General features: G+C 64.8%; 15 protein-coding genes and 1 pseudogene. 8 read left to right on the plus strand and 8 right to left on the minus strand.

Annotated features, from left to right (window positions below; genetic code table 11):
- The first annotated feature begins 27 nt into the window (after nucleotides 1-27).
- Nucleotides 28-1,149: an IS630 family transposase gene (locus tag EI171_RS03745; protein WP_161532241.1), complete on the plus strand. Its 1,122-nt coding sequence runs from the start codon at nucleotides 28-30 to the stop codon at nucleotides 1,147-1,149.
- Here EI171_RS03745 and EI171_RS03750 read toward each other — a convergent pair.
- From EI171_RS03750 to EI171_RS03775, 6 genes are all read right to left on the minus strand, one after another.
- Nucleotides 1,122-1,760 (minus strand): biotin-independent malonate decarboxylase subunit gamma, encoded by a 639-nt coding sequence (locus EI171_RS03750; protein WP_246740447.1) that lies wholly within the window; start codon nucleotides 1,758-1,760, stop codon nucleotides 1,122-1,124. The genes EI171_RS03745 and EI171_RS03750 overlap by 28 nt on opposite strands.
- The gene (locus EI171_RS03755; protein WP_038966669.1) at nucleotides 1,747-2,685 is read right to left on the minus strand and encodes a biotin-independent malonate decarboxylase subunit beta; all 939 of its coding nucleotides are present in this window, start codon (nucleotides 2,683-2,685) and stop codon (nucleotides 1,747-1,749) included. Before EI171_RS03755 ends, EI171_RS03750 begins: the two co-directional genes overlap by 14 nt.
- A complete protein-coding gene (mdcC, locus tag EI171_RS03760; RefSeq protein ID WP_011083101.1) occupies nucleotides 2,682-2,999 on the minus strand; it encodes a malonate decarboxylase acyl carrier protein in 318 nt (105 codons plus the stop codon). The genes EI171_RS03755 and mdcC overlap by 4 nt, the downstream gene beginning before the upstream one ends.
- 10 nt (nucleotides 3,000-3,009) lie before the next feature.
- Nucleotides 3,010-4,656, minus strand: coding sequence for a malonate decarboxylase subunit alpha (mdcA, locus tag EI171_RS03765; RefSeq protein WP_161532631.1), 1,647 nt, complete (start codon nucleotides 4,654-4,656; stop codon nucleotides 3,010-3,012).
- Nucleotides 4,653-5,519: an MBL fold metallo-hydrolase gene (locus tag EI171_RS03770; RefSeq protein WP_161532632.1), complete on the minus strand. Its 867-nt coding sequence runs from the start codon at nucleotides 5,517-5,519 to the stop codon at nucleotides 4,653-4,655. The genes mdcA and EI171_RS03770 overlap by 4 nt, the downstream gene beginning before the upstream one ends.
- A gap of 97 nt (nucleotides 5,520-5,616) precedes the next feature.
- Nucleotides 5,617-6,402, minus strand: coding sequence for an alpha/beta hydrolase (locus EI171_RS03775; protein WP_011083104.1), 786 nt, complete (start codon nucleotides 6,400-6,402; stop codon nucleotides 5,617-5,619).
- 320 nt (nucleotides 6,403-6,722) lie between these two features.
- Between EI171_RS03775 and EI171_RS03780 the strand changes: the two genes are divergently transcribed.
- From EI171_RS03780 to EI171_RS03805, 6 genes and pseudogenes are all read left to right on the plus strand, one after another.
- Nucleotides 6,723-7,064 carry a hypothetical protein gene (locus tag EI171_RS03780; RefSeq protein WP_161532633.1) on the plus strand — a complete coding sequence of 114 codons (342 nt, stop codon included), beginning with the start codon at nucleotides 6,723-6,725 and terminating at the stop codon, nucleotides 7,062-7,064.
- A gap of 135 nt (nucleotides 7,065-7,199) precedes the next feature.
- On the plus strand, nucleotides 7,200-7,739 hold the full coding sequence (locus EI171_RS45245; protein WP_210253963.1) for a hypothetical protein: 540 nt from the start codon (nucleotides 7,200-7,202) through the stop codon (nucleotides 7,737-7,739).
- Between the two features lie 19 nt (nucleotides 7,740-7,758).
- The gene (locus EI171_RS03790; RefSeq protein ID WP_011083108.1) at nucleotides 7,759-8,931 is read left to right on the plus strand and encodes an efflux RND transporter periplasmic adaptor subunit; all 1,173 of its coding nucleotides are present in this window, start codon (nucleotides 7,759-7,761) and stop codon (nucleotides 8,929-8,931) included.
- Entirely contained in the window at nucleotides 8,928-12,071 is a 3,144-nt protein-coding gene (locus tag EI171_RS03795; protein WP_028175281.1) for an efflux RND transporter permease subunit, read from the plus strand. The genes EI171_RS03790 and EI171_RS03795 overlap by 4 nt, the downstream gene beginning before the upstream one ends.
- Nucleotides 12,058-12,473: pseudogene (locus EI171_RS03800) on the plus strand (thioesterase family protein). The gene EI171_RS03795 and the pseudogene EI171_RS03800 overlap by 14 nt, the downstream one beginning before the upstream one ends.
- Nucleotides 12,474-12,575: 102 nt before the next feature.
- Nucleotides 12,576-14,426, plus strand: a complete 1,851-nt coding sequence (locus EI171_RS03805) for an ATP-binding protein (protein ID WP_161532634.1) — start codon at nucleotides 12,576-12,578, stop codon at nucleotides 14,424-14,426.
- 23 nt (nucleotides 14,427-14,449) lie between these two features.
- On the opposite strand, the gene EI171_RS03810 is transcribed toward EI171_RS03805, so the two are convergent.
- A complete protein-coding gene (locus EI171_RS03810) occupies nucleotides 14,450-16,741 on the minus strand; it encodes an FdhF/YdeP family oxidoreductase (protein ID WP_161532635.1) in 2,292 nt (763 codons plus the stop codon).
- Between the two features lie 248 nt (nucleotides 16,742-16,989).
- On the opposite strand from EI171_RS03810, the gene EI171_RS03815 reads away from it, so the two are divergent.
- Complete coding sequence (locus tag EI171_RS03815; protein WP_161532636.1) at nucleotides 16,990-18,237, plus strand: oxalate decarboxylase family bicupin; 1,248 nt, start codon at nucleotides 16,990-16,992, stop codon at nucleotides 18,235-18,237.
- Nucleotides 18,238-18,318: 81 nt separating this feature from the next.
- Here the strand turns inward: EI171_RS03815 and cydB are convergent, their stop codons facing one another.
- Nucleotides 18,319-19,305 carry a cytochrome d ubiquinol oxidase subunit II gene (cydB, locus tag EI171_RS03820; RefSeq protein ID WP_028175285.1) on the minus strand — a complete coding sequence of 329 codons (987 nt, stop codon included), beginning with the start codon at nucleotides 19,303-19,305 and terminating at the stop codon, nucleotides 18,319-18,321.
- Between the last annotated feature and the right edge of the window lie 2 nt (nucleotides 19,306-19,307).

Consider the following 19,307-nt stretch of genomic DNA (forward strand, 5'->3'; position numbering starts at 1 on the left):
TCCCGGCCTCCGACAAGGAGGCAAAGCATGAATGTACGTTATCGGGTCGAATTGAGCCAAGCCGAGCGCGACGAACTGACGGCGATGCTCGGCGGCGGCAAGCACGCCGCCCGCAAGCTTAAGCGGGCGCAGATTTTGCTGGCGGCCGATGGAGGCTGCCGCGACGAGGAGATTGCCCGGACCGTGAGTGTCAGCCTCTCCACCGTCGGCCGGACCAGGCGCCGCTTCGTGGAAGGCAATATGGAGCGGGCCCTGAGCGAGGAGCCGCGTCCGGGCGCTGAGCGCAAGCTGACCGGCAAGGAGGAAGCCCTGCTGGTGGCGACCGCATGCGCCAAGCCGCCCGCTGGCTGCAAACGCTGGACGCTGACGCTGCTGGCCGACACGATGGTCAAGCTCACCGATCACAACAGCCTGTCGGGCGAGACCGTGCGTCGCCGGCTGGCCGAGAACGACCTCAAGCCGTGGCGCAGGGACATGTGGTGCATTCCCCATGTCGACGGCGAATACGTTGCCCGCATGGAGGACGTGCTCGACCTCTACGCCGAGACGCAGAATCCCGCCCGGCCGCTGGTCTGCTTCGACGAGACCCCCATCCAGCTGATCGGCGAGGTGCGCCAGCCGGTCCCGGCCCAACCGGGACAGCGCGAGCGCTACGATTACGAGTATCGCCGCAACGGCACCGCCAATCTCTTCGTCACCTTCGATCCACATCGGGGCTGGCGCAACGTCAAGGTCACCGACCGCCGCGCCGCCGTGGACTACGCCCACTGCATGCGTGATCTCGTCGACGTCCATTATCCCGACGCCGCCTGCATCCGTGTCGTGCAGGACAATTTGTCGATCCACAAGCCTGGGGCGCTGTATGAGGCCTTCGCGCCCGCCGAGGCCCGGCGCATCCTGCGCCGCCTCGAATTCCACTTCACCCCGAAGCACGCCAGTTGGCTCAATATGGTCGAGTGCGAGATCAGCGTGCTACAGCGTCAGTGTCTCGGCCGCCGCATCGACGATCCCAAAAGGCTCCGAAACGAGATCGCAGCATGGCAAAAGAGGCGGAATAAAACCCGAGCCCGCATCAAATGGATGTTCACAACAGAAAAAGCCCGCACCAAACTCGGCCGCGCCTATCCAGCCACCGCCAAAGAGTCATAATCACTGTGATGAACCACTAGCTGGTCGGCGAGCGATGCGGCATTGCTCCATGTCATGTGAACGGCACCCATTTGCGCGAGATTGGACAGGCCCGGCGCGAACACCGGCGTCGACTTCGCCTTTTCCTGTAGCGCCTCCATCGACAGCTTGGTCACCTTCGCCATCGAAGGCAGATCCATCACTGCGGGATCGGCTCCGGGCAGTCCGACCAGCACACGCGTTGCAAGGCCTGTCGCAAGCAGCGCGCCCGCAGCCGAGTGGCCGTACAGGACGCCGACGGTCGGGCGGCCATTCATGTCCGCGTGGATCAGCACCTTCGCCAGATGTGCGAGGAACTCGTTCAGCCCGAGCAGTTCGTCACGCTTGCTCATGCGCTGGCTGTCGCTATCGACGAGCACCAGGATCGGCCCGGAGTCCCGGCCGATCGATTCCAGGACATGTCCGGAAAGCCTGACGGCCTCGTCGACGCCCAGCGCGGTGCGGTTCGCAACGCCGATCACCAGCATCGTGCCACCGGATCGCAGCGTCGCCGAGCCGTGAAGGACGCCGTTGTCGTTGCTTACCTCATGGCCGTCAGGAAAGAGCGAGGCGATGATGTCATCGAGCGTCACGGCTGGTCCTCCCGATCCTGTTGGCGAGCGCAATGAACTGATCTGCCGGCAGCTCCGGAACCGTCTCAGCGTGCTCGATGCCTTCCGCGGTCCAGATGTCGACGGCATCCGCGCAGGCGCCGAAGCGGCGCAACCGTCCGGCGAGCCGTTCCTGCTCGGCCTTCAGCCTGTCGAGACCGAAAGGTCCGACCAGGCCGATCAGCTCCAGCGCGGCCTCGCGAAAATCCTGCACATTGTCGTCGGCAAAGACATCGGCGGCGCCGAGCAGGCGGCGGTGCTTGCCGCCCATCGTCCGCCAGACCAGGGCACGATCGCGCGAGTCGAACTCCTCGACGCCGCGATTGGTCTCGATGACTTCGGGACCTGACACCGCGATGCGCCCCGGCTCCGAGACGGCGAGCGCGGAGCAACAGCCCGCGATCAGGCCGCCGCCGCCGTAGCATCCGGACCTCCCACCGATCAGGCCGATGACCTTCACGCCGGCGGCGCGCGCTTCCATCACGGCGCGCATGATCTCGGCGATGGCAAGCTCGCCGGCATTGGCTTCCTGCAACCGGACGCCGCCGGTATCGAACAGGATCAAGACGGGGATCGAGCCGATCTCGCGCGCGGCGCGGAGCAGCCCGGTCAGCTTGGCGCCGTGCACTTCGCCGAAGGCGCCGCCCATGAAGCGGCCCTCCTGCGCGGCAACGAACACCGGCGAGCCGTCGAGGCGACCGTGACCGACGACGATGCCGTCGTCGAACTGCTCGGGAAGATCGAATATCTTCAGATGCGGGCTGACCTCGCGCTGCTCCGGCCCGATGAACTCGACGAAGCTGCCGGCATCGAGCAGCAGTTCCAGCCGCACGCGGGCCGACGCCTCGTAGAAGCTGGTGCTGTGCGCCCGTTCGGCGGGGGTGATGTGCTTGATCGGCGCGGTCATTGGCCGTTCTCCGCGATCGATCGCACCGCCTGCGCCAGCCGGAGCGAGACCGTATCGGGACGCGCGCCGCCGTCATTGATCGAGAACTTCAGCCCGCCGGGCGAATAGCGCTCGACGAAATCGCCGATCACGGCTCTCCAGACCTCGCCGAAGCCGACGGCGGCGGTCTTGATGTCGATGGCACATTCCGCATCCGGCAGCACGCGCTCCACCAGCACTTCGAGATTGCCCGAGGCAACTATGCCGACAATCGCGCTCCGCCTGGCGCCGTCGGCGCGGGCGCGAACCGGATGTCGAAAGCTGAGATCTTCCATGGCGCGTTCCTCACCAGTTCCTGAATTTCGAAGGGGGTGCGTACAAGCCACCCGACCAGCGCACGAGATCCTTGATCGAGCGCGCCGCCAGCAGGCTGCGATCCGCATCGAGCGGATTGATGCCGAGATCTTCCGGCCGGCGGATCACGCCGCGCTCGCGCAGGCGCGCGACCATGCCGTGGTCCCGCCGACGGCCGACATCGGTGTAGCCGGCAACGCCACGGATGGCCTGCTCGCGCTCCTGCGCGGTGCGGCACAGCAAGAGATTCGCCACGCCCTCCTCGGTGACGATGTGCGTGACGTCGTCGCCATAGATCATGACCGGCGCCAGTTCGAGCTTCAGCTTCTCCGCGAGCTCGATGGCATCGAGCTTCTCGACGAACAGCGGCACGTTCTTGTCCCCGAACGTCTCGCCGATCTGCACGACCAGCTTGCGGCCGCGGCGCATCAGTGCCGAGCCGTCCGGATCGGCCTCCGCTCCGGCCTTCAGCCAGGGCTCGCTCGGATGCCGCCGCCCGCGGGCATCCGCCCCCATGTTCGGAGCGCCGCCAAAGCCTGCGATGCGCGAGGTGGTGACAGTCGACGAATTTCCCTGCAGATCGATCTGCAGCGTGGAGCCAATGAACATGTCGCAGGCATAGAGCCCGGCGGCCTGACAGAAGGCGCGGTTGGAACGCAACGAGCCGTCGGGACCGGTGAAGTAGACGTCGGATCTGGCGCGGATGTAGTCATCCATGCCGACCTCCGATCCGAACGAGTGGATCTGCCGCACCCAGCCGGATTCGATCGCGGGAATGAGTGCGGGATGCGGATTCAGCGCGAAGTGGGTTGCGATCCTGCCCTTCAGCCCCAGCCTCTCGCCGAATGTCGGGAGCAGGAGTTCGATCGCGGCCGTGCTGAAGCCGATGCCGTGATTGAGCCGCTGCACGCCATACGGTGCATAAACCCCCTTGATCGCCAGCATCGCGGTCAGGATCTGGCCTTCGGTGATCGCGGCCGGATCGCGCGTGAACAATGGTTCGACGAAGAACGGCTTGTCAGCCTTGACGATGAAATGGACACGGTCCGCCGGGATATCGACCCGCGGAACCGTCTCCACGATCTCGTTGACCTGGGCGATCACGACGCCGTCCTTGAACGTCGTCGCCTCGACCACGGTCGGCGTGTCCTCGGTGTTCGGGCCGGTGTAGAGATTTCCCTCGCGATCGGCGCTGACGGCGGCGATCAGCGCGACGTGCGGCGTGAGGTCGATGAAGTAGCGGGCGAACAGTTCGAGATAGGTATGAACCGCACCCAGCTCGATCTTGCCGCCGAACAGCATGCGCGCAATCCGCGCCGATTGCGGCCCGGAATAGGCATAGTCGAGCCGCTTCGCGACGCCGCGGTCGAACAGGTCCAGATGTTCGGGCAGAACGACGCCCGACTGCACCATGTGCAGATCGTTGACCCTGGAGGGATCGACCGCCAGCAGCGCGCGGCTCAAGAGATCCGCCTGCTTCTGGTTGTCGCCCTCCAGGCAAACCCGGTCGCCCGGCCGGATCACGGCCTCCAGCAGGCGCGTGACGTCGTGTGCTTCGACGACCTTGCCGCGGGCAAGGACTGCGCCCGCCGCAATGCGGGCATCACGCGCGACACGGTTGTCCTGCCAGCTCGTCATGACTTCTGCCCCTTTGCGGCGTTGGCCCCGCTCCAGAGCGACCCCGGATTGGCACGGTCGGGATGGAGCTCGAGCATCGCCTCGTAGAGCTCGCGCGGCGATATCGTCGCCTTATCGAGGCGGTTGAAATCGAGCAGGTATTGCCGGGTCGCCGCGATGTTGCGCGGGTCGTCGTCGTTATCCGGCTTTTTGTGTCCGGCGACGACGAAGCGCGGCTTCAGCGCCACAAGCCGGTCGAGCGCGGCGATCCATTCCAGCCGGCTCTGCGTGTCGGTTTCGGCCAGATAGGGATGAATGCCGTTGTACACGGTGTCGCCGGCGACGATCAGATCGAGAGACGGGACATGAAGGGCGGTTGAGCGCGCCGTATCGGTTCGTCCCATGTCGATGACGACGAGCTTGTGTCCCTCGAGCGTGAGCTCGCCTTCGAGGGGCGCAGCCGCGACCAGGCGCTCTGCGATCTCGCCCGGAAAGCGCTTGCGCCAGAAACCGTCGAGCGAGGCCGGCGAGAGCTGCGCCTTCATCTCGTCGACGACCTCGGGAACGGCAACGGCTTTTGCCTGCGGAAAGCGGTCGAGCAGCGGTGCCAGCCCGAAGAAATGATCCCCGTGCCCGTGTGTGACATAGATCGTCGTCAGATTTCGCTCGCAAGACGCGACCCAGTCCAGCAGCGTTTTCGACTGCCCGGCGGTGAGGAACGTGTCGACGAGGACCGCGTCCCGCTCGCCGTAGATCAACGTCGACGAATTCGCGACCCACATCAGGTCCGGATTGCCGGACGGCAAGTCGCGGCTCAGTCCGGCCCGCTTCACCGTCGTCACCTTCCAGTTCAGGGCGGCGCCGGTCGTCTCGATCACATTCATGGGAATTCTCCTGATGGCACAGTCGGGCCGGCGGGAGTGCTGCCGCTCCCGCCGTCCTTCCTTCTGCCGGTCGTGCGTCAGGACCGGCGAAGCGTGATCACCGCGTAACCGGCTGCTGGATGCTGCGCGCGGCGCGGGTGATGACCGCAGCCACTTCCTTCGGATGCGACTCGTAGACCGAGTGGCTGGCGCCCGGGATCACGGTGGTCTGGCTCTTGGCGCGCTCGTAGTACCAGCGCTCCAGATCCGGATTGATGATCTGGTCGTTGCCGGCGACGATGCCCCAGCTCGGCTTGGTCTTCCACGCCGCCGCCGTCAGCGGCGTGCTGAACACCTGGGCCGCGGCCGGGACCTGGGAGCGCGCGACGAACTCGGCCCGCTCGCGCGGCAGATCGGGTGCGAACAGTTTCGGGAATTGCACGGGATCGAGATAGGTGAACTTGTCGGGCGTGACCTTGATGACGCCCTCGGTCTTGCCGAGCACGCTCGGCGTCTTCTTGCCCAACGCCGATTCGTCCTCTCCGACGTCGGGCGCGTGCGCGGCGACGTAGACGAGACCGACGACGCTCGGATGAACGCCGGCCTCGGTGATGATCGAGCCGCCGTAGCTATGGCCGACGAGAAGCGTCGGGCCATCCTGCAGATCGAGAATGCGCTTGGCCGCCGTGACGTCGTCGGCGAACGAGGTCTCAGGCTCCTGCACCATGGTGACGCGGAAGCCTTCCTTGGTCAGGATCTCGTAGACCGGTTTCCAGCCGGACCCATCCACCCAGGCGCCGTGCACCAGGACGATGTTCTTCAGGGGCTCCGCGTTCGCAGGGGCGACGGTCGAGAGCAAGGAGAGAGCGGCGGCAAAGGCGAGACCAGCGTTGAGGTGTTTCATGTCGGGATCACTCCGGGTTGGAATGACGCGACACTAGTTTCGATGCTTGCCCGCGTATTTCGGCAAGCAACGGCCCTTGCCACTTCGCACGCCGGGACACGCGAGCTGCGACGATCGCTGCTCGAACATCCTCCGGACGCGGCCCGGTTGAGAGACGCACTTCTAACGGAGGGCCCACGTCATGCACACTGACATTCATGACAATGATCTCTCGCAAGCGTGAACGGCCGGCGTTCATACGCGAAAGACGATCGATACGCGCTCTGTCATTCACGACAACGTTCCTGACGTCACTCGAAATCCAAGCATAGGATTGAACAATGACATCCATCGCAAAGTGCAGCGTCGCTCTCTTCGCCCTGCTGTGCGCGACCATGCCGGCTCATGCCGGAAGCTGCGCGGATGACATCGCGCAAACCCAGGCCCAGCTCGATCTGGCCATAGAAAAGGATGCGGGCTCCCACGGCTGGAAGCCGGAGAGCCTCAGCGCGCTGCGCAGCCATCAACCGACGCCCCGCTCGCTCGCGGAAGCAGAAGGTGGCAACGGCGTCGATTTCACTGACGCGCTCGACTCGCTCGATCGCGCGCGCACCGCCAATCGCGCCGGCGACATCGCCGCGTGCAGCCGGGAGATCGCACACGCGCGGGCCATCCTGAGATAGCGAAGGCGCTTCGGGGCCGATGACGAGGCGACGCCTCCTCGCCGTCGTGCAGCCGGGGAGCAGGACGTGCGTTCTGGAAATACCCGCGCGAGCGCATCTTTCTAATGTCCATGCATAGAGCCGGAGCCTTCTTCCATGCGAGATCAGCATTCACCGAACGACGCCGGCGCACGGAGTTCCGAATCGCGCCGGTTCTCCTTGATGCACCCTGCCGCGATGCTTGCGACCAGCGTCCTGTGGCTGGTCTCGACTGCGGCCATCGCCCAAACAACGATGCCGGGAACGCAGCCGCCTGCCGGCATGCTTGCGACCTCGCCGCTCAACCCGCAATCCACGCGACCCGTGGGCATTCCGTTGGGATCGACCGAGATCGCAACGCCCGGCATCTCCCCGATCAACCCCGCGCAAAGCACGACCGTCTGCGCCGGATCCGGCAATGCTTCATCCTCCGGAGCATTGTTCGACGGCGGCGGGCTGTCCGGCACCTCATCGACCAATTGCCCCGGCAGCACTGCAGCAGTCTCGTCCCTGCCCTCGACATCGACGGTCGGCCGCGTCGGGATTCCGCTGGGCTCCACCGAAATCGGCGGCGCCGGAATCAGTCCGTCCGTGCCGGTGCCCGGCCCCACGCCCACGGGCGGCACGACTTCGATCGACGGCTCCGGCAATCCCTGAGATCAGAAGGACCATCACCGTGAAACGCAACCTCACCATTGCATTCGTTGCTCTCGCCGCGATCCTGATCGGCGCGGGTCTCTGGTTCTTCGGCACCGACCGGAAGCCGGCCGTGGCAGCCGCACCCGTGCCCACCGCCGTGCCGGTGGTCGCCGCCAGCGTCACCGGCAAGGACGTTCCGATCTATCTGCGCGGCATCGGCACGGTGATTGCCTACAACACCGACGTCGTGCGCAGCCAGATTCAGGGACAGATCGTCAAGATCGCCTTCACCGAGGGACAGACCGTCAAGGCCGGCGACCTGCTCGCGCAGATCGACCCGCGTCCCTACGAGGCGCAGATCGAACAGCTGACGGCCAATCGCGACAGGGACCAGGCGCAGCTCGCGAATGCCGAGGCCAACCTCTCCCGCTACAATCAGCTCGGCGACAAGGGCTATGCGACCCCGCAACTGATCGAGACGCAGACGGCGCAGGTGGCGCAGCTCAAGGCCGCCGTGAAGGCGGACCAGGCCCAGATCGACGAGGCCAATGTCCAGCTCAGCTATACGCGCCTGTCGTCGGCCGTCCCCGGCATCACCGGCGTTCGCCAGATCGATGTCGGCAACGTCATTCATCCGACCGATCCCAACGGCCTCGTCATCGTCACCCAGATCGAGCCGATCTCGCTGCTGTTCACCCTGCCGCAGGCCGATCTGCCGGTGATCCAGGAGCATGCCGCGAAGGGCGAACTGAAGGTCATCGCCTACAGCCAGGACAACAAGACGAAGCTCGACGAAGGCACGCTGCTGCTGGTCAACAACGAGATCGCGGGAACGACCGGCACGGTCCAACTCAAGGCCGTGTTCCCAAACCATGAGCACAAGCTGTGGCCGGGCCAGCTGGTGAACGCGCGCCTGCTGCTCGAGGTCCAGAAGGGTGCGCTCACTGTCGCCGGCTCGGCCGTGCAGCAGGGACCGAACGGCAGCTATGTCTATGTCGTGACCGACGGCCAGACGGCCACCTTGCGTCCCGTTCACGTCGTGCAGATCAGCGATGGCCAGGCCCTGATCGACCAGGGACTGAAATCAGGCGACGTCGTCGTGATCGACGGCCAGTACCGACTCACGGAAGGCAGCCGCGTTCGCGAGCTGCACGGCAAGGCCGCGCGTGAAGCCGACCTGCAGAGCGCCGTGCAGGATGCGATCCCATGAACCTTTCCGCGCCCTTCATCCTGCGGCCAATTGCAACCGCCCTGCTGATGGCCGGCCTGCTGCTGTGCGGCCTCGCGGCCTATCCGTTGCTGCCGGTCGGTGCGCTACCGAACGTCAATTACCCGACCATCCAGATCTCGGCGCAACTGCCCGGCGCCGATCCAGGTACCATCGCCTCGTCGCTGGCGACGCCGCTCGAGCAGCAGCTCAGCCAGATCCCCGGCGTCACGCAGCTCACCTCCTCCAGTGCGCTCGGCGTCGCCCAGCTCACGGTGCAATTCGAACTGTCGCGCACCGTGGACAGCGCGGCGGTGGACGTGCTGGCCGCGATCAATGCCGCAAGCCCTTTCCTGCCGCCGAACATCCCCTACCCGCCGACGATCAGGAAGGTGAACCCGGCGGAGACGCCGATCATGCTGATCGCGCTGACGTCGGACTCGCTGCCGCTGACCACGGTCGACGCCTATGCGGAAAACATCCTGCTGCCGAAGATCTCGCAGGTGCCGGGCGTGGGTCTCGTCGGCATCGGCGGCCAGCAGAAGCCCGCGATCCGTGTTCGCGTCAATCCGCAGGCGCTTGCCGCCCGCGGCATCGGCCTCGAAGACGTCCGCAACGTGATCGCCGGCGCCAACGTCGACCTGCCCAAGGGCACGCTCAACAGCCCGCGCGTCACCTATACGCTGAACACCAACGATCAATTGCTCAAGCCCTCCGCCTATGAAGACCTCATCATCGCCTATCGCAACGGCTCGCCGGTGCGGATACGCGACATCGGCACGGCGATCGAGGGGCCCGAGAACGACCTCCTGGCCGGCTGGTACGGCAAGGAGCCCGCCATCATCCTGGCAGTCCAGCGCGTTCCCGGCGCCAACGTGATCGAGACGGTCGACCGCATCAAGAAGCTGCTGCCGCAATTGCAGGCCTCCGTTCCACCGGCGATCAAGGTGACGATCGCCGCCGACCGGACCGCCACCATTCGCGCCGCGGTCTCCGACGTTCAATTCACGCTGATGCTGACGGTTGCACTGGTGGTAATGGTCATATTCCTGTTCCTGCGGAATTTCTGGGCCACCATCATCCCGGCGATCACGGTTCCCCTGTCACTGATCGGCACGTTCGCGGTCCTCTACGTGCTCGGCTATAGCCTGGACAACCTCTCGCTGATGGCGCTGTCGATCGCGGTGGGCTTCGTCGTCGACGATGCCGTCGTCGTCATCGAGAACATCGTGCGCCATCTCGAGCAGGGCATGACGCCGATGGAGGCCGCGCTCAAGGGTTCCAGCGAAATCGGCTTCACGATCGTCTCCATCACCCTGTCGCTGATCGCGGTGTTCATCCCGCTTTTCCTGATGGGAGGCTACGTCGGCAAGCTGTTCCAGGAATTCGCCGTCACGATCACGGCTTCGCTGCTGCTGTCGCTGGTCATCTCGCTCACGCTGACGCCGATGATGTGCGCGCGGCTGCTGAAGGACGACTCGCGGAAGAAGCACGGCCGAATCTATCTCGCCTTCGAACGCGGTTTCGACGCCCTGCTTGCGCTTTATGCGAGCGGCCTGCGAATCGTGCTGCGCCATCGCTTCGTGACGCTGCTCGTGATGCTCTCGACGATCGCGCTGACCGGCTATCTCTACGTGATCATTCCGAAGGGTTTCTTCCCGCAACAGGATACCGGGCAAATCGTCGGCATCACCGAAGCCGCACAAGACATTTCCTTCCCCGCCATGTCCGAGCGCCAGCAGGCGATCGTCGACATCCTGTCGAAGGATCCGGCAATTCAGTCGGTGGCGAGCTATATCGGTCCGGGAGGTCCCACGGCGACGCTCAACCAGGGACGGATCTTCATCGTCCTGAAGCCGAAGCCCGGGCGCAAGGCCAGCGCCGACCAGATCATCGAACGCCTGGGACCCCAGCTCGCCCATATCCAGGGCATCAGGCTCTACATGCAGGCCGCGCAGGACATCACCATCGGCGCACGCCTGTCCAAGACGCAATACCAGTACACGCTGACGGACGCCGATTCCAACGAGCTCACCAACTGGTCGGCGATCTTCCTCAAGAAGCTCCGCGAGCTCGACCTCATCACCGACGTCGCGAGCGACCAGGCCAATGCCGGCCCGCGGCTGGAGGTCACCGTCAATCGCGAGGTCGCATCGAGCTTCGGCATCCTGCCCACGACGATCGACAATGCCCTCGACGACGCATTCGGCCAGCGCATCGTCTCCACGATGTTCACCTCGCTGAACCAGTACCATGTCGTGATGGAGGTCGATCCGCGCTTCCAGTACGGGCCGGAAGCGCTCAAGGACATCTACCTGAACTCGGCCACCGGCCAGCAGGTCCCCCTGAGCACGCTGGTTCACAGCGTCATCAAGCCCGCGCCCATCCTGATCAACCACCAGAGCCTGTTTCCGTCGGTCACGATCTCGTTCAACCTGCGGCCCGGCGTCGCGCTCGGCGATGCGGTGACGGCGATCCAGAACATCGAGAAGAGCACGGGCAAACCCGCCTCGCTGTCGACCTCGTTCCAGGGCAACGCCCAGGCCTTCCAGTCATCCCTGCGAGGCACACCGCTGCTGATCGGGGCGGCGCTGATCGTGATCTACATCATCCTCGGCGTGCTCTATGAGAGCCTGATCCATCCGATCACGATCCTGTCGACGCTGCCGTCGGCCGGCATCGGCGCGCTGCTGCTGCTGCTGGCGGTCCACATGGATCTCAGCGTCATCGCCATCATCGGCATCATCCTGCTGATCGGCATCGTCAAGAAGAACGGCATCATGCTGGTCGATTTCGCTCTCGAGGTGGAGCGCCAACACGGGCTCAGCCCGGAAGAGGCGATCTACCAGGCCTGCACGCTGCGCTTCCGCCCGATCCTGATGACGACGATGGCGGCGCTGCTCGGCGGCGTGCCGCTGATGATCGGTTCCGGTACCGGCGCGGAGCTGCGCCAGCCGCTCGGCTACACGATTGTGGGCGGCCTGATGCTCTCGCAGATCCTGACGCTCTACACCACGCCCGTCGTCTATCTCTATCTCGACCAGCTCAGCAACTGGCTGACCGGGCGCAAGCCGCGGGCGGCCGCGACACCCACTTCATCCACGACCAAGGCAGATGCCGAATTGAGCCATGAATCCGCTTGAGAGGCTGACCGCCGGCATGACGGCAGAGAAGCTGGTGACCGTCACGTCCAAGATGACGGTTGGCCATGTGGTGCCGGGAATGCCAGCCGTCTACGGCACGCCGATGATGATCCTGCACATGGAGATGGCCGCGGATCGGCCGTTCAACCATTCCTGCCGACGGGCCATGTCAGCGTCGGGATGATGGTCAATATCCGCCATCTGGCGGCAACCCCGGTCGGCCGCAAGGTGCGCGCGATCGCGCGGGTCGTCGCGGTCGAAGCCAGGAGTGTGCTGTTCGAGGTCGAGGCCTGGGACGGCGACCGCAAGATCGGCGACGGCAGCCACCGGCGCGGTGTTGTCGATGTCGCCGAATTCGAGCGGCGGTTCGGCGTGACGAAGCCCGCCGCTGAGATGGCCTAGGATCGCTGGCGGCAGGCAGCCCGATCGCGGCTTCGTGCGTTTTGACAAAGCGCCTGCGAAAACGCAAAAGACCGCTCTTCGGCGGCGCGGTAGACCTGCCGCATGACGCTCGAACGCCTGGATGGCCCTAATTTCGTACAGCTCCAGCGATGGTGGCGCCGTCTGCTCCAAGACTGGGCCAAACAGGATCGCACTCCATTGTGGGCGTGGAGCAGCGTCGCCCTTTGCCTGCTGTCCTTCGCCTGGTCACTGCTCGGCTTCAATTCCACCACGATCGCTCTCGCCGCCTTTGTCGCGACTTCGCTCGCGGCGATCAGTCTGACCAGGTGGTCAGGCGAGCATGGCCACCTGGCCGCTTATCTCGCCGAGGCACAGAAGCTCAGCCAGACCGGCAGCTTCGGCTGGAACGTCGTGACCGGAGAGCTTTTCTGGTCGGATGAAACGTTCAGGATCTTCGATCTGGCACAGACATCGCGCCCGTCGCTCGCCGTCGTCTTGAAGCGCACACATCCCGATGACGTCAATGCCGTACGCGAGGCCATCGACCGGGCGGTGAACGAGAGGGGCGACTTTTCCCACGAAAACCGGCTGGTGCTGGACGACGGTTCGATCCGGACCATACGCGTGGTCGCCCGCGGAATGACGAACGGCCGGGGCCAGTTCGAGTTTGTCGGCGCGGTCATGGACATCACCGCCCAGAAGAAGGCCCATACCGAGCTGGAGCGGAGCGAACAGCGTTACCGCCATCTGTTCAGCCGCATGCCGATCGCATTCCGCCAGCTCGACGCCAGCAGGCTGGTCGTGCTCTTCCGAAAATTGCGTGCCGAGGGCGTCAAGGACCTTGGCCCCTATTTCGACAGCCACCCCGAGTTCCTCAGGACCTGCATGGACGCGCTCTCGTTTCAGGAGGCCAATGAACGGGCCATCCAGATGTTCGGAGGCGGCGTCGACGACTTTGTCGGACGCTCCATGGCCGAGACCTGGAAGGAGCGTCCCGATACGTTCCGGCGGGCCATGGAGTCGCGCTATCGCGGCGAGACGAATTTCGAGGAAGAGACCAAGATGGTCACGTGGGACGGCCGCGTCGTCGACGTTCTCTTCACCACGGCTCGGGTCGGCCCCATCAATGATCTCGAAGTCAGCCTGGTCGGCACCATCGACATTTCACAGCGTGTTCGCGCTCAGCAGAAGCTCCAGCAGGTTCGGGCTGAGTTCGCGCATGCCGCGCGCGTCTCGATGCTCGGAGAACTCACCGCATCGATCGCCCACGAGGTCAACCAGCCCCTCGCGGCCATCGCCACCAACGGCGCCGCCGGGCTACGGTGGCTGAACAGGCCCACTCCCGATATCGTCGAGATCCGCAAGACCATCGAGAACATCATCGTGGATACCCAGCGCGCCGCGAACATCGTGGCGCGCGTTCACGGGATGGCTTCCCGGAAAGTCCCCGAACAGGCATCCATGTCATTTGACGAGATCGTCCGCGAAGCGCTTCTCTTTCTGCGACACGAGCTCGAATCCCGCGGCGTAACGATCCTGCACCGACCCGATCCGACCACACCGCAGGTGCTTGGTGACCGCACCCAGCTCCAGCAGGTGATCGTCAATCTGGCCATCAACGCTGTGCAGGCGATGACGCAGGCGGGATATGACGATCGCAGGATCGTCATCAGCACGGTCACGCAGGACGCGGCCACGTTGTGCTGCGCCGTGGAGGACAACGGCCCCGGCATCGCAGTTGAACATGTCGACCGGCTCTTCGAGAGCTTTTTCACGACCAAGGACAGCGGGATGGGCATGGGACTGCCGATCTGCCGGTCGATCGTGGAAGCGCATGGAGGCCGGATCGGCGCCGGGGGTAACGGTGCGAGTGGCGGCGCCCGCTTCTGGTTCACGCTGCCGGTCTCCGTGCCAGCGGATTCGCTGCGCTGCGACCTCAACGCCGATACGTGACCGCGACGTTTCCGGCGTGGCCGCTATTCCCCGGTAGCGGCCGAACGCACCAGGCGGATCGGGACGCCCTTGTATGACGGCGTGAAGCTGAGCGGATCGCGGGCGTAGAGCGGCACCAGCGGATTGGTCTCCGGATAGTACGCAGCACAGCAGCCCGTCGGAAAGGAATAGGCTACCACGCGGAAGTTGCGCACGATCCGCTCGGCGCCATCGGTCGAGGCGGTTATCAGGTCGACGCGATCGCCGTCCACAAGTCCCCGCCTCTTCAGCTCGTATTCATTGAGGAACACCACGTCGCGCTGACCGAACACGCCGCGATAGCGGTCCGACATCGAGTAGAGGGTGGTGTTGTACTGATCGTGGCTGCGTATGGTGGTAAGCCACAGGAAATCGGGATCGCCCTGCGGCGGGTCCTCGCCGCAACCGGCGAAGACCAGGAAGTTCGCCTTGCCCGACGGCGTCGCCCAGATGCGTTCGCGCGCCGTCGAGGTGAGATGGAAGCCGCCGGGGACGCGGATGCGGGCATTGTAGCCTTGGAAGATCGGGAACACCGCCTCGATCGCATCGCGGATGCGATCGTAATCGGCAACGAAGCCATCCCAGTCGACCACCGTGCGCTCACCCAGCGTCGCCCTGGCAACGCCGGCGATGATCGCGACCTCGCTGAGGAGATGCTCCGATGCCGGCTTGTTGCGGCCGCCGGACGCATGCACCATCGACATCGAGTCTTCCACCGTGATCGACTGCGGCCCCGACGCCTGGACGTCGATCTCGGTACGGCCGAGGCACGGCAGGATCAAGGCTGCACGGCCATGAACGAGATGGCTGCGGTTGAGCTTGGTGGCGACGTAGGCGGTCAGATCGAGATTGCGCAACGCAGCCTGCGTCGCCTGCCAGTCCGGTATGGCCGCGGCAAAATTGCCGCCCATTGCGAAGAAGGCCTTCACCTCGCCGCGGATCATGGCTTCCAGCGCGGTCACCACGTTGTGCCCCGGCGCGGCCGGAGGCTTGAAGCCGAAGCGCTGCTCCAGCCGCTCGAGGAAGTCCGCCTTGGGGACTTCCGTGATCCCCACGGTCCGATCGCCCTGCACGTTGGAATGACCGCGAACCGGGCAGACGCCGGCGCCTTCGCGCCCCACATTGCCGCGCAACAGCGCGAGATTGGCGATCTGCTGCACGTTATTCGCGCCGCGCCAGTGCTGGGTGATGCCCATGCCGTACACGAGGATGGCACGCTCGGCCTTCATATAAGCGCCGGCGGCATATTCCATGTCCTCGCGCGTCAGGCCGGACTGACGTTCGATGTCCGGCCATTGCGTGCGCTTGAGATCGTCGATCAACGCCTCGACGCCGACGGTGTGACCGCGGATGAAATCCCAGTCCAGGATCTCCGGCCGCTCGGCGGCGCGGGCCGCATCGTCGGCCTCCACCAGGATCTTCATGATTCCCTTGAGGACGGCGACGTCGCCGCCGACCCTCACCTGGAAGAGCTTTGAGCTGATCGCCGTCGACGACAGTGTGATCATCTCGATCGGGCTCTGCGGCGCCTGGAAACGCTCCAACGCTCGCTCGCGGAACGGATTGAAAGAGATGATGGAGGCGCCGCGGCGTGCCGCATTGCGCAGGCTGGTCATCATCCGCGGGCTGTTGGTGCCGGGATTCTGACCGAAGATGAAGATGCAATCGGCCTTGTCGAAATCCTCCAGCAGCACGGTGCCCTTGCCGACGCCGAGCGAGTAAGGCAGGCCGACGCTGGTCGCCTCGTGGCACATGTTCGAGCAGTCGGGAAAATTGTTGGTGCCGTACTCGCGCACGAAGAGCTGATAGAGGAAGGCGGCCTCGTTCGAGGTCCGCCCGGACGTGTAGAACTCCGCCATGTTCGGATCCGGCAAGGCCCGAAGCTCGCGACCGATCATGTCGAATGCATCGCTCCACTCGACCGGGAGATAGCGGTCGGATGCGGCATCATAGGCCATCGGATGGGTGAGCCGCCCGACCATTTCGAGATCGTAATCGTTCCAGCTCGTAAGCTCTGTGACCGTATGCTCGGCGAAGAATTCGGGCGTGCAGCGCTTCGACGTTGCCTCCCAAGCGACCGCCTTGCCGCCGTTCTCGCAGAATTCGAAGGACGAGGTGTGCTTCGGATCGGGCCACGCACAGCCGGGACAATCAAAACCCTCAGGCTGGTTCATCCGGCTCAGCGTCGCCGCGCCCTTCAGCGGCACCCGCTGCACCAGGAGTGCTTCGCTAAGCGCCTTGAGTGCGCCCCAGCCGCCGGCGGGTTCACGATAAGGACGAACCGATTTCGTGGTCATCTCGATATCTCTCGGTATGGCAATTCTCCGAACCAGTTAAGGATCGCGCGGGCAGAGCCGTCTTTTCAAAACGACGCCGAATTTCTCAATTGCACACGTTCGAACCCGGCCGGGCGGCTGAAGCAGCCAGTGCATTCCGGAAAAAGGAAAGCCGTTCGCGGAAGCTGTGCCGGCAGCAAGGAACTAGGCTGGGCATCTTGAGCCCCCGCGCGACAGAGGGCTTTCGATGATTTTCAGGAGAGGCCCCCATGTTTTCACGACGTGATTTGCTGGCCATGTCCGCGGCAGGCGCCGCCATGGTCGGTTCCAGTACGCAGGCGGCAACCTTCGGCAATCCGGACGAGCCGCCGCAAGGCGCCGTCAACGCCAAGAGCCCCGGGAGCCTGAGCGATCCCGGTCCGCAAAATCCCGAACTGGCCAAGCAATTCCCTTCCGCACAAACGCCGCCAGCGACGGACGTCGGCGGCCTGCCGATGGATTGGGCCTCGTTCAACAATGCGCCGCGACGCATCCAAAACGGTGGCTGGGCTCGTCAGGTCACCGTCGAGGACTTCGCCATCTCGAAGGAGATCTCCGGCGTCAACATGCGGCTGTCCGCCGGCGGCATCCGCGAGCTGCATTGGCATCAAGCGGCCGAATGGGCGATCATGACCTACGGCTCCTGCCGCATCACCGTACTCGACACGCAGGGGCGCCCCTATGTCGGCGATCTCAAGGCCGGCGACCTCTGGTATTTCCCGCCGGGCGCGCCGCATTCGCTGCAGGGCTTGGGCCCCGACGGCTGTGAGTTCGTGATCTGCTTCGACGACGGCCACGCCAACGAATTCAACACGCTGCTGGTGACGGACTGGCTGGCCCATACGCCGCCCGAGGTGCTGGCGAAGAATTTCGGCGTGCCGGCCGACGCCTTCGCGAAGATCCCGCTGCACAATCGCTGGATCTTCCAGGGTACGGTGCCCAGCGATCTCACCGCCGATCGCGCGGCGGTCTCCAGGCACGCCGAAGCGCCGCCCTATCCCTTCATCCATTCGCTCGGCAGCTCGCCTCCCGTCAAGGAGAGCGCCGCCGGCAGCATCCGCGTCGCCGACAGCAGCAACTTCAAGGTCGCCACCACCGTCGCCGCGGCGCTGGTGACGATGCCGCCGGGCGCGGTCCGGGAGATGCACTGGCATCCGAATGCCGACGAGTGGCAGTACTACATCAAGGGCAAGGCGCGGATGACGGTGTTCGACACCGGCCCCAACGCGCTGACGACGGATTTCTCGGCCGGCGACATCGGCTATGTCCGGCGCAATCTCGGCCATTATGTCGAGAATGTCGGCGACACCGAGCTGCAGTTCGTCGGCGTGTTCCGCGCGCCGCGCTACGAGGAGGTGTCGCTCTCCAACTGGCTGACGCACACGCCGCCCAAGCTGGTGGCCCAGCATTTCAACATCGACGAGAAGCTGATCGCCCAATGGCCGGACAACGGCCCGGGTGTCATGCCCAAGTCCTGAAGCAAGGCCTTAGACGGTCCTGAACGAGAAAGGCGCCGAAACCGGCGCCTTTCTTTTATTCGCGGTTCGGGCCTGTAGCCGTCAGTAGTGGTCCGCCGTCGCAGCCGTCTTGCCGCGAAAGACGCGATAACCCACCGCGACATAGAGCAGCATCAGCGGGAACACGAACAGGCCGGCGCCCCAGAACATGAAGGCGAGGCTCGCATGAGGCGCCGCCGCCTCCTCGATCGTGATGACGAACGGGATCATATAGGGCCAGAAAGACAGGGCAAGCGTGCCGAAGGCCGATGCGAAGATCAGCGCCACCATGTGGAACGGCCAATAATCGTCGTGGCGCAGGATACTCGTCGCAAGCACTGCGGCGGCGCCCGCGCCGATGAGGGGAAACACGAACAGATAGGGCCGCTCGATCCATCGGCGCAGGATTGGCAGATGTTCGACAAGCGCGTGCGTGAAGACGACGACGAGAAAGGCCAGCACGGCGACCGCGAGCAAGGGAATCTGACGCCGCGTGGCGTCGCGGATCGGGCCCTCGCACTTCCCCACCAGCCAGCAGGCACCGAGCAGCGCGTAGCCGAAGCACAGGCCGATCCCGCACAAGACCGAAAAGCCGGTCAGCCAGCCGAAGGTTCCGCCGACATATTCGCCGTTCGAAAACTGCAGTCCCTCGACGAGCGCCCCGACCATCGCGCCCTGCATGAAGCTTGCGGCAAACGATCCCACGGTGAAGCTGACGTCCCAGACCCGGCGCGAGCGCGAGGCCTTGCCGCGAAATTCGAACGCAACGCCGCGCAGGATCAATCCCAGCAGCATGACCACGACCGGGATGTAGAAGGCGGGCATCAGCATGGCATAGACCACGGGGAACGCCCCCCACATGATCACGCCGGTGACGACCAGCCAGGTCTCGTTGCCATCCCAGACCGGAGCGATCGTGCGCAGCATCTCGTCACGCCTCGCCTCGCCATCGGCGAGGCCAAACAGCATGCCGACGCCGAGATCGAACCCGTCCAGCAGAAGATAGATCAGGATGCTGATGGCGAGCAGCGCAACCCAGAACATCACCATGT

The sequence above is a fragment of the Bradyrhizobium sp. LCT2 genome (assembly GCF_009931255.1).
GTDB lineage: Bacteria > Pseudomonadota > Alphaproteobacteria > Rhizobiales > Xanthobacteraceae > Bradyrhizobium > Bradyrhizobium diazoefficiens.

Excerpts from the sequence above, each read along its gene's own strand:
- EI171_RS45245 (WP_210253963.1), top strand. The coding sequence starts at position 7,200 with ATGCGAGATCAGCATTCACCGAACGACGCCGGCGCACGGAGTTCCGAA.
- EI171_RS03810 (WP_161532635.1), bottom strand. The coding sequence starts at position 16,741 with ATGACCACGAAATCGGTTCGTCCTTATCGTGAACCCGCCGGCGGCTGG.
- mdcC (WP_011083101.1), bottom strand. The coding sequence starts at position 2,999 with ATGGAAGATCTCAGCTTTCGACATCCGGTTCGCGCCCGCGCCGACGGC.
- EI171_RS03795 (WP_028175281.1), top strand. The coding sequence starts at position 8,928 with ATGAACCTTTCCGCGCCCTTCATCCTGCGGCCAATTGCAACCGCCCTG.
- EI171_RS03805 (WP_161532634.1), top strand. The coding sequence starts at position 12,576 with ATGACGCTCGAACGCCTGGATGGCCCTAATTTCGTACAGCTCCAGCGA.
- EI171_RS03780 (WP_161532633.1), top strand. The coding sequence starts at position 6,723 with ATGACATCCATCGCAAAGTGCAGCGTCGCTCTCTTCGCCCTGCTGTGC.
- EI171_RS03755 (WP_038966669.1), bottom strand. The coding sequence starts at position 2,685 with ATGACCGCGCCGATCAAGCACATCACCCCCGCCGAACGGGCGCACAGC.
- cydB (WP_028175285.1), bottom strand. The coding sequence starts at position 19,305 with ATGGTGATGTTCTGGGTTGCGCTGCTCGCCATCAGCATCCTGATCTAT.
- EI171_RS03775 (WP_011083104.1), bottom strand. The coding sequence starts at position 6,402 with ATGAAACACCTCAACGCTGGTCTCGCCTTTGCCGCCGCTCTCTCCTTG.
- mdcA (WP_161532631.1), bottom strand. The coding sequence starts at position 4,656 with ATGACGAGCTGGCAGGACAACCGTGTCGCGCGTGATGCCCGCATTGCG.
- EI171_RS03770 (WP_161532632.1), bottom strand. The coding sequence starts at position 5,519 with ATGAATGTGATCGAGACGACCGGCGCCGCCCTGAACTGGAAGGTGACG.
- EI171_RS03815 (WP_161532636.1), top strand. The coding sequence starts at position 16,990 with ATGTTTTCACGACGTGATTTGCTGGCCATGTCCGCGGCAGGCGCCGCC.
- EI171_RS03745 (WP_161532241.1), top strand. The coding sequence starts at position 28 with ATGAATGTACGTTATCGGGTCGAATTGAGCCAAGCCGAGCGCGACGAA.